11 protein-coding genes and 2 pseudogenes are annotated in these 14,340 nt (G+C 37.1%); 9 read left to right on the top strand and 4 right to left on the bottom strand.

Going from position 1 to position 14,340, the window contains the following annotated elements; translation table 11 throughout:
• The first annotated feature begins 39 nt into the window (after positions 1–39).
• From HHU08_RS20870 to HHU08_RS20855, 4 genes are read left to right on the top strand one after another with little or no spacing between them, the layout of a single operon-like run.
• Complete coding sequence (locus HHU08_RS20870; RefSeq protein ID WP_169189216.1) at positions 40–2,112, top strand: hydantoinase/oxoprolinase family protein; 2,073 nt, start codon at positions 40–42, stop codon at positions 2,110–2,112.
• Positions 2,113–3,903, top strand: coding sequence for a hydantoinase B/oxoprolinase family protein (locus tag HHU08_RS20865; RefSeq protein ID WP_205835667.1), 1,791 nt, complete (start codon positions 2,113–2,115; stop codon positions 3,901–3,903).
• 28 nt (positions 3,904–3,931) lie between these two features.
• Positions 3,932–5,179 (top strand): hydantoinase/carbamoylase family amidase, encoded by a 1,248-nt coding sequence (locus tag HHU08_RS20860; RefSeq protein WP_235678852.1) that lies wholly within the window; start codon positions 3,932–3,934, stop codon positions 5,177–5,179.
• 59 nt (positions 5,180–5,238) lie between these two features.
• Positions 5,239–6,582 carry an NCS1 family transporter gene (locus tag HHU08_RS20855; protein WP_169189215.1) on the top strand — a complete coding sequence of 448 codons (1,344 nt, stop codon included), beginning with the start codon at positions 5,239–5,241 and terminating at the stop codon, positions 6,580–6,582.
• Positions 6,583–6,869: 287 nt separating this feature from the next.
• Here HHU08_RS20855 and HHU08_RS25215 read toward each other — a convergent pair whose 3' ends face one another.
• Both HHU08_RS25215 and HHU08_RS25210 read right to left on the bottom strand, forming a co-directional pair.
• The gene (locus tag HHU08_RS25215; protein WP_235678850.1) at positions 6,870–7,424 is read right to left on the bottom strand and encodes a PTS transporter subunit EIIC; all 555 of its coding nucleotides are present in this window, start codon (positions 7,422–7,424) and stop codon (positions 6,870–6,872) included.
• Positions 7,424–7,609 carry a hypothetical protein gene (locus tag HHU08_RS25210; protein WP_051993865.1) on the bottom strand — a complete coding sequence of 62 codons (186 nt, stop codon included), beginning with the start codon at positions 7,607–7,609 and terminating at the stop codon, positions 7,424–7,426. The genes HHU08_RS25215 and HHU08_RS25210 overlap by 1 nt, the downstream gene beginning before the upstream one ends.
• 190 nt (positions 7,610–7,799) lie before the next feature.
• Here HHU08_RS25210 and HHU08_RS20845 point away from each other — a divergent pair.
• Both HHU08_RS20845 and HHU08_RS20840 read left to right on the top strand, forming a co-directional pair.
• A pseudogene (locus tag HHU08_RS20845) lies at positions 7,800–8,309 on the top strand (enolase C-terminal domain-like protein); the annotation flags it as partial.
• A 129-nt stretch (positions 8,310–8,438) separates the two neighbouring features.
• Positions 8,439–9,152 (top strand): GntR family transcriptional regulator, encoded by a 714-nt coding sequence (locus HHU08_RS20840; protein ID WP_169189214.1) that lies wholly within the window; start codon positions 8,439–8,441, stop codon positions 9,150–9,152.
• 331 nt (positions 9,153–9,483) lie between these two features.
• On the opposite strand, the pseudogene HHU08_RS20835 reads toward HHU08_RS20840, so the two are convergent.
• Positions 9,484–9,948, bottom strand: a pseudogene (locus tag HHU08_RS20835) (nitroreductase family protein); the annotation flags it as partial.
• 292 nt (positions 9,949–10,240) lie between these two features.
• Between HHU08_RS20835 and HHU08_RS20830 the strand changes: the two are divergent.
• Entirely contained in the window at positions 10,241–10,816 is a 576-nt protein-coding gene (locus HHU08_RS20830) for a TetR/AcrR family transcriptional regulator (protein ID WP_016202079.1), read from the top strand.
• A gap of 31 nt (positions 10,817–10,847) precedes the next feature.
• A complete protein-coding gene (locus tag HHU08_RS20825; protein ID WP_016202080.1) occupies positions 10,848–12,305 on the top strand; it encodes a DHA2 family efflux MFS transporter permease subunit in 1,458 nt (485 codons plus the stop codon).
• A gap of 87 nt (positions 12,306–12,392) precedes the next feature.
• On the opposite strand, the gene HHU08_RS20820 is transcribed toward HHU08_RS20825, so the two are convergent.
• Positions 12,393–13,133, bottom strand: coding sequence for an SDR family oxidoreductase (locus tag HHU08_RS20820; RefSeq protein ID WP_169189728.1), 741 nt, complete (start codon positions 13,131–13,133; stop codon positions 12,393–12,395).
• A 158-nt stretch (positions 13,134–13,291) separates the two neighbouring features.
• Between HHU08_RS20820 and HHU08_RS20815 the strand changes: the two genes are divergently transcribed.
• The gene (locus tag HHU08_RS20815) at positions 13,292–14,173 is read left to right on the top strand and encodes an AraC family transcriptional regulator (RefSeq protein ID WP_169189213.1); all 882 of its coding nucleotides are present in this window, start codon (positions 13,292–13,294) and stop codon (positions 14,171–14,173) included.
• The last annotated feature ends 167 nt before the right edge of the window (positions 14,174–14,340 follow it).

Here is a 14,340-nt window from a genome sequence, read left to right as displayed (position 1 = left end):
ATATAGTTCCTTCCAAAATAAAAATAGGGGTGAAGAAGAGTGAAGCTATTTGGAGTAGATGTAGGCGGAACGTTTACAGATGTCATTTTTAACGATACGGATAAACAAACAACTGTGATTCATAAAGTGCCAACTACGTTGGATGATCCATCCACAGGAGTAGTTCAAGGGATACTTGAGCTATGTGAACGTTATTTAATTGATAAAACTGAAATTGATCATGTTTTTCACGGGACGACCATCGCAACTAATGCTGTATTGGAATACGATGGAGCCAAAACAGGGATGATTACGACGAAAGGATACAGAGATATTGTTCATATAGGCAGACACCAACGACCTCAAAATTATTCCATTATGCAAGAAATTCCATGGCAGGATAAACCTTTAGTTCAACGACGACATAGAATTGCTGTTGCCGAAAGAATGGGGCCAAAGAAGAACGAAGTCATTATTCCTTTACGAGAAGAGGAAGTGCGGGAATCTGTTCGTATTTTAAAGGAGATGGGAGTAGATTCGATTATTGTTAATTTTCTATTTTCCTATATTAATCCACAACATGAAGATAGAGTAAAAGAAATAATTGAAGAGGAATATCCAGAAGCATTTATCACAATTTCTTCTGAGGTGTCCCCCCAATTCCGTGAATTCGAGCGATTTACAACTGCTTCTATAAATGGCTTTATTGGTCCAAAAGTGAAACATTATATTCAGAATTTAGAATTACGATTAAAGGAATCTGGAATACCAGCGGAACTACATATTATGTGTTCGAATGGAGGAGTCGCTACCCCTCATACTGTTGCTGAAAAACCTGTTAATACCTTATTATCTGGTCCTGCTGCTGGGATTTTAGGTGGAGTATGGTCAGGTCAGGTAACAAAGAGAAATAAAATTATTACCTTTGATGTAGGGGGAACAAGTGCTGATATAGGGATTATTAAAGATAATACGTATAGTGAATCCTCTGCGAGAGATACGTGGATTGCAGGGTACCCTGTAATGGTGCCAATGATTGATATTCACACGATTGGAGCAGGAGGAGGAAGTATTGCTTACCTTGATGAAGGGAGAGCTTTTAAAGTAGGACCAAAGAGTGCAGGCTCTCGCCCAGGTCCTGCGTGTTATGGTCATGGTGGAATGAAGCCGACAGTTAGTGATGCCAATGTGGTTCTTGGGAGAATTGATGAAGAGAACTTCCTGGGAGGCGAGATGCAAATCCATAAAAACGCTGCCTATCAAGTTATTGATGAGTTAGCAGATAGTCTTCATTTAAGCAGGGAACGGACAGCAGAGGGAATATTGCAAATCATGAATAATAATATGGCAAATGCTATCCGCGAAAAGACTGTTCAAAAAGGGGAAGACCCAAGAGAATTTTCTTTAGTTGCCTTTGGCGGAGCTGGACCACTACATGCCGTGGATGTAGCAAAAATTTTAAATATTCCAGAAGTAATAGTTCCACTATATCCAGGAATAAACTCTGCAACTGGTTTATTAACAACGGATTTAAAATACGACGTTATTAAAACAGAGTTCATGCTTAGTTCCGATCTTGATTTCGCGACGCTTCATCAAGATTTTTATGAACTTGAAGAAGAATTAACTAGAAGATTACTAGAAGATGGTATTGCTGAAGATCAAATTACTATTTTGCGAAGTGTTGACTGTCGTTATATTGGTCAAGGATATGAACTTAGAGTAGACTTCCCAACTGGTTTGGTTGATAAACAATCCGTTGAACTAGTTTGGGAGGAGTTCCATAAAAATCATGAATCCGAATATGGTCATAGCTTCTATGAGAATCCGATTGAAATAGTGAATATTCGTGTGACTGGCCTAGGCTCCATGCCAAAAATAAAAAAACAAAAAGTCAATCATCCTTACTTATTAGAAGAGGCTCTTTTAAAAACAGGAGAAACTATTTTTAATATCAATGGAACATTAGAAAAAGTAGTAACAAAATTTTATCAAAGAGAACAAATTCCTGTGGGAGTAAAATTTCAAGGACCTTGTATTGTATTGCAAAAAGATACAACAACAGTTATTCCTCCTAATTGCACAGCGTTTATAGAGGAATTTGGAAATATGATTATTAAGGTAGGTGTGTGAATGATGCTAGATACGAAATCAGCGGTAAAAGAAATTGATCCGATTACAGTACAGGTTGTGCTTGGAGCTTTAGAAAACGTTGCAGTAGAAATGGGCCATAAGCTTGCGCGCATGTCTTATTCCAGTATTATCAGAGAATCAGAGGATTTTGGCTGTGCTTTAGTAGATATTTATGGCAATCAATTATGTGAATCGTCCCATAGTACACCTCTTCAATCTGGACCGATTCCAGGCTATGTAAAAGGAATTCGGGAGATTATGGAAGAAAGGGATGATAACTTTTCCCCTGGTGATATCATTATGCATAATTCTCCTTATCACGGAGCGTCTCATGGACCAGATATTGGTATTTGTATTCCTGTTTTTTATCAAGAAGAGTTGATTGGTTTTTCGGTTACGACAGCCCATCACTTAGATATAGGTGCTTCCACTCCAGGCAGCTGTGGAATTGTTGATGCTGTAGATGCCTATGCAGAGGGGCTCCAGTTTAAAGCCATCAAAGTCTATGAGAAAGGAAAAAAGAACCGGTATGTTTGGGATTTATTAATGGATAACATTCGGGCACCAAAGATGGTAGTAGGGGATATAGAGGCTCAGATAGCAGCTGCTAAAATTGGAGCAACCAGATATATAGAGCTGTTGGATAAATTTGGAGTAGACACTATTTATGCTGCGAGCAATGAATTGATGAATTACTCAGAGAAAATGATGCGAGAGGCCATTACAAAATTGCCGGATGGTGAATACAAGGCAGAAGGATTTTTAGATGGTTATCTGGATAGTGCTGATTCATATAAAAAAGATTTAAAAATTTGTGTGACAGTAAAGGTTAGCGGAAGCGAATTAACGGTTGATTTGACAGGTACATCACCTCAAGTCAAGGATCGCCCTATTAATATGCCATTAGTTGGAACTGTAGATATCGCTGTTTATTTAACATTAAGATCGATTTTATTAGATTCCACAACTTACGGTGATTTTTCGCAAAATTCTGGATTATCTAGGCCGATTCACATAATCGCTCCAAAAGGTACGTTGTGTAATCCAGTTTTTCCAGCTCCAACCATTGCTCGATTTACTTCTGGCAACATGATTGCAGATACTTTAATGAAAGCACTAGCTCAAGTTGTTCCAGATCAGGTTAGTGCTGGTATCGGCAACCTGCAAGTAGTGGCTTTTAGTGGGTTAGCTAACGAAGAAAATTATTGGGTTTACATGGACATTATGGAGGGCAGCTATGGCGGCCGTTATGGAAAAGATGGAATGGACGCTGTTGATACATTATATGCCAATACGAGAAATAATCCTATTGAGGATATTGAGACACATTATCCATTAAGAGTGAATCGATATGAATTAAGAGACACTGGATGTGCACCAGGGAAATGGCGAGGTGGAATTGGATCTATCCGTGAAATTACCTTCCTAGAAGATGGGAGCTTCTCTGTTGAAGCAGACGGACATAAATTTGCTCCATGGGGGTTTAAAGGTGGAGAGAATGGAACTGTTGGGGAATTATCCATCAGAGAGCAAACAGGCGACACAATTAAGCTGCCTTCAAAACTGCCGAATCGTCCTGCTAAGGCTGGAAGTACTATTCAATTAGTTGGCCCATGTGGAGGTGGATATGGCAACCCATTAGAAAGAGATCCGGAAAAAGTATTAGCTGATTTTCTGGACGGATATATTTCAGCTGAGACTGCTCTAGAGGTATATAAAGTCTTCATCACAGAAACAAATACAATCGATTATGAAAAGACAAATGAGTGGAGAAGAAGAAAAGCAGAATAACTTTATCACAAAAATGAGGAGTGTATACATGCAATCACTAGCCTATGTGGATGCCAACAGAATTTACTCAAGAATAATGGAATTAGGGGAAATAGGAAGGACAAAGCAGAGTGGAGTACAACGCTTAGCTTTAAGTAAGGAGGATAAGGAAGCACAAATCCTTGTCACTAAATGGATGGAGGAGGCTGGTCTAACAGTTTCTCATGATCATTTTGGAAATTTAATTGGTCGAAAAGAAGGAGAAAAACCGCATCTCCCTATTGTGATGATAGGCTCTCATATTGATTCAGTAAGAAATGGGGGGAAGTTCGACGGAATTATAGGGGTACTGGGAGGAATAGAAATTGCTCAGTTTATCTATTCCAATAATATATCTCATGCTCATACGTTAGAAGTAATCGCTTTTTGTGAAGAGGAAGGATCTCAATTTAACGATGGTTTATTTGGAAGTAGAGGGATGGTTGGAAAAGCAACCGAAGAAGATTTTCAAAAAAAGAATGACCAGCAAGTAACTAGATTTGATGCTTTAAAGAATTTTGGGTCTGAAATTGACCCAGCACGTTATAAAGAATCAGTGCGGAAGGAAGAGGAAATAAAGATTTACTTAGAAATGCATATTGAGCAGGGTCCTTATTTAGATGTAAATAGTCATCCAGTAGGTATCGTAAATGGGATAGCTGGATTGTCTTGGTACACGATTATGATTGAAGGTACTCCTGGTCATGCAGGAACCGTACCGATGAATTTAAGAAATGATCCTATGATAGGGGCAGCAAAAGTAATTCAAGAAATCAATGAAATATGCAGTAGCCAGCCTGATCAACAAACAGTTGGAACTGTTGGAATTATTCAGGCCTTTCCTGGTGGGAGCAATATAATTCCTAATGCTGTCCAATTTTCACTTGATTTAAGAGATATAAATCTTACCAGAAAAAACCGCATATTTGCTGAAATCGAGGAAAGGCTCCAAGCGATATGCCAAGAAAATGGATTAAGCTATACAATCAAAACAAATATTGAACTTGATCCGGTAGCTTGTTCAGAAGAAATTATTGATGTATTCACTTCAATTGGAAAAAAACTAGATATGGATATTCCTATTATGGTAAGTGGAGCCGGACATGATGCGATGCTAATGTCGGAGATAACAGATATAGGGATGATTTTTGTTCGATGTAAAAAGGGAATTAGTCATCAGCCAGAGGAAAGTGCAACGAAAGAAGATATTGCAATGGGAACGGAAATTATGCTTCAAGCAGTACTGCAGTACATTTAAGGGATAAAATGGGGTGGGTGATCCCATCTCTTTAAAAAAATAGAAAAGATGGTGAAAGTATGACAAAGGATAGTTCCAATCTTACACAAGGATCGAGACGAGAATCACTAAATCCAATTTCAAATGAAAAAAGAATGTTTGGGTTATCGACATATATAATGATGTGGATTTCTTCCATGGTAGTTATTCAAATTTTCATGGTAGGACAATCTTTTCTTCCACCGGTAGGCAGTTTGAACTTATTTCAGGCAGGGGTAGTCACCTTTGTATCAGCACTTTTTCTTTGGGTAATCTTTGTTCTTAATTCTAAACCAGGTCTGACATATGGAATTCCTTTTATTGTTCAAGCAAGATCTGCCTTTGGCTATAATGGTGCAAGAATAGCATCACTCATTCGTGTGTTGCCTGCAGTTTTTTGGTATGGGATAGGCTCATGGATTGGAGCAAGCGCAACGAACTTTATTACTGACTCGATATGGGGCTACAGTAATATCTGGTTATATTTCATTTTATTCCAAGTACTTCAAACGATAATTGCATACTCTGGGATGAATTCTATTAAATGGTTTGATTCTATACTATCCTTTGTAGTATTAGGTTTTCTTATCTATATTGTGATTCAGCTTATAAAATTTGGTGGTTTGAACATGGAAAATAGCTGGGAAAATAATGATGGATCTTGGGGGATGCCATTTTTTGCAGCTATTACTGCCTCGGTAGGGGTATTAATTACAGCGGCTATAAATAATGGAGATTTAAGTAGATATCTAGAGAATAAGCCCAAAAATAACAGGATTGGTCACTTTTTTGGGATTGTTCCGATGTTTCTTATTATGATGTTTATTGGGATATTATCTGCTGCTGCAACCGGAATTTGGGATCCCATACAAGCTATTGTATCTGTTATTCCGAATCCAGTTGTAGCGGTTGCTATGATGATATTTATCATTGTTGCTCAGTTTACAACCAATTTAACCATTAATATTAAACCGCCTGCTCTAGTCATTATGGAAATGTTTAATTTGAAATGGGGAACTGCGGTCATATTAGTTGGAATTTTAAGTATAGCTACTTTTCCTTGGATTCTTGTATCAAGTTCTGCTTTTAATACATTTATAGCATTTTATTCGGCCTTTTTAGGACCACTACTAGGAATCCTGCTGACCGATTATTATATTGTCCATAAACAAAATTATCGTGTGGAAGAATTGTATCAAAGAGACGTTAAGTACAATTGGTTAGGCATTGGCTCTATGTTTATTGGCGGGATTATTGGTATCTGTTTCCTCTCTATAGCGTGGATGGTTAGTATGCCGCTTAGCGCACTTCTATACTGGGCAGGAATGAAATTTATTCCAGCATACAGAGTTCAGTCAACTCCGGCTGCAGTTGATAAGGCTTAAAAAGTGTTTTTCTTAAAATAGTTAGGGTGTCTTTCTAGAATGTATAAGAAAGCCTTCAGAAGAATATAAACTTCTGAAGGCTTTTCTTGTAATAAAACGATTTATAACAACACGTTTAATTTATACTATGAGAATAGTGTGAAAAACAGCTTGTATCTTTGATGTACTCACAAGAACCGTCCCTTTACTCTTGCCAATATTAAGTAATTGTACTAAAGGTATTCACAAAAAAAGGGCTATCCCAAAAGTTAGTTTAACCAGCTGTCGGGATAGCCTCCTGTATTTACTTAAATCTTCTCAGCATTAGACACACGATCATTTAATTCACTAGAACCATTCTTTTTAATCGTAAAGTAAGCAATCAAGAAAGATGATCCAATGGCGATAATAATTCCAGCAATGGCATAAGGGAAGTAAGGTACAACATAAGCAACTAAGCATACGATACTGGAAAGGATATAGCCGTATATTCTTACACCAGTAGCAGCAAAGAAGGTTGCAGCAATGGCACTTCCGATTGTGCATGCTATAAATGCTTTTTTATTTTTAATTAGCACACCGAATAAGGCAGGTTCTGTAATGCCAAGTAGGGCTGAAATAGTTGCAGATATAATAATTGATTTCTCCATCTTATTCTTTGCTTTAAAGAACATAGCAAAGGTTGCACCGGCGATTGCCATATTGGTCATAAACATCATTGGCATTAACATATCGTAGCCTTTATCTGCGAAATTCTGCAGTGCGATTGGTGTGATAGCATTAATAACAGGAATCGGTAGCCCGATCAAATGGAACTGACTAATTTCCCCTAATTTAGCTGCATCCAATAAGGTTGGGTACATCAGTCCTCCAGTATCGCGATTGCAAGGTATTGATTTGTTTTAAATATTTTCGCTGCTGATGCTGCTAAAAAGAATGGGAGAAAGTAAAAGACACCGCTTGCAATTAAATCCAAAATAGTGACTGTTTCACTTTCCTTTGAAAGAATATTTAAAGCAATTAGTCCAGCTAATATCCCTTTAATCATACCAGCGCCAGCAATGGCCGGAACGATTGGTCCAAAAACGCCTGAAGCAACATCTAGTAATCTTCCGAAAACCCCTTTTTTTTCTCGCTTTCTTGCGCTACTTGCTTATCCTCATCTATTCCTAATTCATCAATGATTGCTGTATAAAATTTTTGGACATGGGTACCAATGATGAAAGCTTTATTTCTTAGAGGATATTTTGCCACCTGATCAAAATGAATGGCTTTCTCATTTAAGAGCACAATGTACTACTCCCATTGCCACTGGAGAACTTTTTAATAATCCAATGGAATGGAGAAATCTTATCATAAATAGGCAAATTGATTATATACGCTGTCATGTTTCGCAGATTGGTGGAATTACACCAGCACTTAAACTAGCGGCACTTTGTGAAAATTTTGGTGTGCGGATTGCATGGCATGGACCTTCCGATATGACACCAATAGGGGTAGCCGTAAATACTCATCTAAATATTCATCTTCATAATGCAGCGATTCAAGAGATACAAGAACCAGATGAAACGACAAAGAAAATGTTCCCTCATTCAGTAGAAGTGCTGGAAGGTTATATCTATCCTATTGAAACAGTAGGTATTGGGGTGGAATTTGATGAGGATATGGCTGAAAGGTATCCTGTTATCTATCGTAAACACGAATGGACTCAAGCGCGAATACCAAATGGTTCAATTCATACACCATAGTAGTTATAAAGAGAGGGGTCTTCCTATTAGATCTGTCTCTTTCTTTTCTTTAGCAATGAAAAGAAAAAATTAAATGTATGCTAGAATGATGATGTGGATTTAAACCTATTCTGTTTGAGGGGTAATAATATGAAAAAGAGAGATTTTATAGCAGAAGATATTTTAAGTAAGATTTATCAAAATAAATATAAAGCAGGGGAAAAGATTCCAACGGAAAGAGAACTTGCCAAACATTATGATGTATCAAGATACACCATTCGCGAAGCATTAAAAAAGCTTGTGAACATAGGATGTGTAAAAATCATTCAAGGTTCAGGGATATTTGTAAATGAAACAAGATATAAAAGCCCCTTAATTTATAATTCACTCACAGAAAGAAAGTTTAAAGATATCCAATCAAAAATTATTTATTTTAAAAAAATAGAGGCAGATCATACATTAGAAAAAATATTTGATTTAAGCGGAAGAAAAACAAAAGTGTGGGAATACAAACGTGTTAGAATTGTCGATTATCAAAAAATGCAAATAGAAACAACAAGACTTCCGTGTGCGTATTTTCCAGATTTAGAAGAAGAAGAAGTGAAAAACTCCGTTCATGAATATGTACAGCAATGTGGCTATCAAATCTCTCATTTCATTACTACCTATAGTGCAATCAATGTAAGTAAAGAAGATGCTGAGCTGCTGAATTGCAAAAAAGGTGTCGCGGCTATGAAAATTTTTAATAGAGGAATCCTACAAAATGGCACAGTATTTGAATATAGTGAGATGATAAACTTGGATTATTCTGTTTCTTATTTCACTCCGTTTAATCCATATAGTCATCAGTATCGAAAGAATTAAAAGAGGCAGTAATTAGATTTCCCTAAAGAATAAATAAGAAGTGACGTATATAAAAACGTCACTTCAGACTGTAGACAAACCTCTGAATTTTAGATATAAAGGTTTGTCTACAGTATATTTATCAGTCCCTTTGAATAGGGATGTTGCTTTCCGCTCCAGGGGTTCGCTTTCCGTGGGGCTCGCGCTTAGCCGCGGTCTGCTTACAGCCTGCAGGGTCTAAGCTGTCTCGCTAATCCCACAGGAGTCTCACCCCTTCCACTCCAAGCAACGCATGAAAATTCAATGTAAGCTTCTAAAAATCTTTTCATCGGTATTAATAAAACGAACAATCCTATACCCACTTTACCACATCATCAAATGCTCTACGTGTTTTCGGATAAGGTTCTTTGGCACGATAGCCGAATGCTACCATAACGGAAATGCCTAAATGCCCATCCTCTAAAAGTCCTTCTTCCTTTAGAAGCTGATTCATTTATCCTTCAATTGGACAAGAATCAATGCCGATTTGGGAAGCAGCTGTCATCATATTACCAAGAGCAAGATAGGTTTGTTTGGAAGCCCAGTCGAATAATGCACGGTCGTTGTCCAATAAACGGAAGTCATCTTTTTGAAATGCTTCTATGCGTTCCATCACTTTGGGAATAACTTCAGCAGGAAGCTTTGATACATTTGTAAATTGATCTTTTAAATAGGCAGAATCATAGGCTGTATCCAATTTTGTTCTAGCCAATAAAATCACAAAATGGCTTGCAGCAGGAATTTTTGTATGGGCTCCCCAAGATGAATGTTTTATTTTACCCCACTCTTAACGGAGTAAGACTCCCGCCTCAAACTTATGAGAATACGAGAAAGATAGGTGGGAGATAAAGGTCCGATTGGTCAACTAACCATCAGTGGGGATGAGGAAAAACCCCACTGATGGAGTTTCGCTTTATAAGAATTGTAAATGTAAATGCTTACTTTAAAAAATACGTAAATATTGTCTGTTTATAAGAAAAAATCACAATTAATTTCTTGACACTTCTCATTGATGTCATTAATATTATGTAGACCAGTTGTTATAATTTTATTAAGAAGAGATGATTCTAATGAAGAAATCCAACAATAAAAGAGAAGCAATTCTAACTACTGCAACTAAATTATTTCAGCTACAAGGATTTCACGCTACTGGACTTAATCAAATTATTGAAGAGAGTGGCGCTCCTAAAGGCTCCTTATATTATCATTTTCCGAATGGGAAAGAAGAAATTGCTTTAGAAGCAATTAAGCGAATGAGGGAACTAGTAGTGGAGAAAATGAGAGAAGACTTAAATGATGGCGATACCCCTGTGTCTGCTTTTCAGCAACATGTGAACTCTATCGCAAATGAATTTGATCAAATGGGCTGTAGTGCACTTGAAGGTTTGCAAATTAGTTTGATTGCTTCTGAAACAGCGTTAACACATGAAACGCTGCGAGTAGCATGTGATGCTACTTTTACAGACTGGCAAGCTCTTTATACGAATCGATTAGAAGAATTTGGCTTTAAAAAAGAGCTAGCACAAGAGTTAGGTATAACGTTAAATGCAATGATAGAAGGTGGATGTATGTTAGCTCTAACAAACAAGAGCAGTAACCCGCTTCGCTGCATTTCAAATCAAATAGCAGTGCTGTTAAAACAGTAATTTCTATGGATATTAAAGGAGGAAAATGAATATGACAATGGATATTTCCGCTAAAGGCGATGCAATCGGAAAAAGTGAGTTTAAGACACTTCCTATTATCGCATCTTTTTTAATAGCGGGTTTTGTTGGATTATTTAGTGAAACGGCACTGAATATGGCATTAAATACAATTATTACTGATTTTGCTATAAAGGAAACAACCGTACAATGGTTAACAACTGGGTTTCTATTAACACTTGGTATATTGGTTCCTGTTTCTGGACTTATTCTGCAATGGTTTACAACAAGGCAGTTATTTATTACTTCGTTAATCTTTTCGATTTCAGGAACACTAATAGGGGCAATTGCGCCAACCTTTACTATTTTAATGATTGCTCGTATTGTCCAGGCAGTCGGCACAGCACTCTTATTACCGCTGATGTTTAACACAATTCTTGTATTAATTCCGCCGCATAATCGTGGAAAAGTAATGGGAATGATGGGGCTAGTAATTAGTTTTGCGCCGGCAGTAGGGCCAACTATTTCTGGTTTAATTCTTCGCTCTCTTACATGGCATTGGATTTTCTGGGTATCACTCCCATTATTAGTTTTTGCGCTTGTTTTTGGAAGTGTATTTATGCAAAATGTAACGACACCAACGAAGCCTAAAATTGATATCTTATCGATAATTCTATCAACCATTGGATTTGGCGGAATTGTTTATGGGTTCAGTAATGCTGGAGAAGGTGGAGGTTGGGGAAACCCGGTTGTAATTATCTCAATCGCAATTGGTCTTGTGTCACTAATCATCTTCTCTATCCGTCAAGTAAAAATGGAACAGCCAATGATGAATTTAAGTGCGTTTAAATACCCGATGTTTGTGTTGGGATTAGTGCTCGTTATTATGATTATGATGGTAATGCTTTCGTCAATGATCCTATTGCCACTGTATTTACAAAACGTTCTCGCATTAAGTACATTTACAGCAGGATTATTGCTTCTGCCTGGTGGATTAATAAATGGATTTCTATCACCTATTATGGGAAGCCTTTTTGATAAATTTGGACCTAAATGGCTAGTTATTCCTGGTCTTGCGTTAGCAACTCTTGCATTATTCGGATTCTCCACCATTGATATTGATACATCATCAGGCTTTATTATTGGTCTTCTAATTGTTCTGATGATTGGTGTATCGATGGTAATGATGCCGGCACAAACAAATGGGTTAAACCAGCTGCCGCCAGAATTGTATCCACATGGAACTGCAATTATGAATACATTGCAACAGGTTGGTGGTGCAATCGGAACAGCAATTGCAATTTCTTTATTAGCTTCAGGTACTAGCAATTATTTGAGCAATGCGACAGATTTAACCAATCCGTTAAATCCATTGCTTGCCTTTACAGCGGGCGTACAAAAATCATTTAGCTTCGCAATTATTGTCGCAATAATTGGTTTTGTTCTATCTTTCTTTATTAAACGTGTGAAAGTGGATCATCCATCTCATTAATAAAGTAAATTTCAGAACGAAAAAACGATTGAAAGAGTGGATAACACTTCTTGATGTTATCCACTCTTTCAATCGTTTTTCTTTTGATTAAACCATTCCACCATTTACGCGAATCGTTTGTCCTGTAATCCAACGGGCGTCATCACTTGCTAGAAAGGCAACAACTTTCGATATATCATCGGTTTCTCCAAAGCGTCCAAAGGCATTAAGCTTTTTTAGATTTTCTAATTGTTCTGGACTTTTGCCATTCATAAATAATTCTGTGTTTGTAGGGCCAGGTGAGATTGTATTTATAGTAATGCCCTTTGGTCCAAATTCCTTTGCCAACTGTCTAGTAATCTGTTCCACAGCGCCTTTTGTGGCAGTGTATAGACTGTATCCAGGGAACATCATCCCTGCCACTGATGTAGAAAAATTAATGATTTTCCCATTCTGCTCCATATATTTGAGCGCCTGCTGACATGCAAAATACGTTCCTTTAACATTGATGGAGAAATGCAAATCAAATTCTTCTTCTGTTACATCATTTAACGGAATGGTGTGCATAATTCCTGCATTATTTACAAGAATGTCTATTTTTCCATAGTGTTGAAGTGTCTCTGCAAATAAACGTTCTAGCTCTTTAATTTTGCTCACATCTGCTTGGATGGCAATTGCTTTCCCACCATTATTTACAATGTTTGTAACAACTTCTTTTGCCTTATCTGAACTATTTGCGTAGTTAATGATCACTTTAGCACCTAATTGTGCAAGCTCTTCTGCAATCGTTGTGCCAATTCCTCTAGAAGCACCAGTAATAATAGCTACTTTGTCTTGTAAATTACTCATCATTACCCTCCAATATGTATAATTTTTCATCCTTTTAAGGATGATGTATGGTTATTATAAGGAAGCCAGAAGAAAGGGAGATAGAAGATTCATGTATAATCTTTGCCTAATTCTCCAAATAAGATGTAAAATGAATAAAAAAATAAAGGGGGGATATCTTGGACACTAAAAGGGAGTTAACGAGATTAATAGAAAAGCACATAAAAATAGATGGTACTCATGAAACCGAGATAAACCATTTAAACATTATTCGAGCATCTACCTTAACAGAACCACTGCATTCTATTATAGAGCCTTCTGTATGTTTCATTGTGCAAGGTTCCAAATTAGTGATGTTAGGCGAGGAACTATTTCATTATGACTCCAGTCAATATCTTGTCACCTCTGTCCATCTGCCGATTCGCGGGAAAATTACAGAAGCGGACGAAGAAAAACCGTACTTATGCATAAGACTTGGATTTACAACAGAGCAGATTTTAGAAGCTGTTGCCAATCAAAAGGAAGCAGATTCCTATCCTCCTAGAAGGGCGATGCTAGTAAATAAAACTACCTCAGATATGACAGATGCATTAGTAAGGCTATTAAAGCTGCTGGACTCACCAAAAGATATTCCTGTTCTTGCACCTTTATATCAAAAGGAAATTTTATATCGAATTTTACAAAATGAGGATGGAGATCAAATCAAGCAATTTGCTATTTTAGGGAGCCATGCACAAGCAATAAAAGAGGTTATTCAAATAATCAATCATGCATATGCTAAACCACTTCGCGTAGAGGAATTAGCTAAATCTGTGAATATGAGCCTTTCATCTTTTCATCATTATTTTAAGTCGATTACCGGTATGTCTCCCTTACAGTTTCAAAAAATGGTCCGTCTACAGGAAGCACGAAGGCAAATGTTATCAGAAGGATTAGAAGCTGCAGAAGCAGCTTTTCAGGTTGGCTATGAAAGTCCATCACAGTTTAGTAGAGAATACAGTAGAATGTTTGGATTGCCGCCTAAAAGTGATGTGAGAAAAATACAAGATAATTTGAAATAATGGGAGATCTGAATATTTGGATTGTAAATTGCAGGTTTTCTTTTGTTATATTATATATTTTTTTTGATTAAGGAGGGGGTTATTAGATATAGGGAGAGAGGTTGTTAATTGGTATTCGTTTTTTTTTTGCAGGATGAGCAGTTCCTTGTCAAGGTTACCCTTAAAAG

This window comes from Niallia alba (assembly GCF_012933555.1).
Taxonomy (GTDB): domain Bacteria; phylum Bacillota; class Bacilli; order Bacillales; family Cytobacillaceae; genus Niallia; species Niallia alba.
This window is presented reverse-complemented; position numbering and strand designations above follow the sequence as displayed.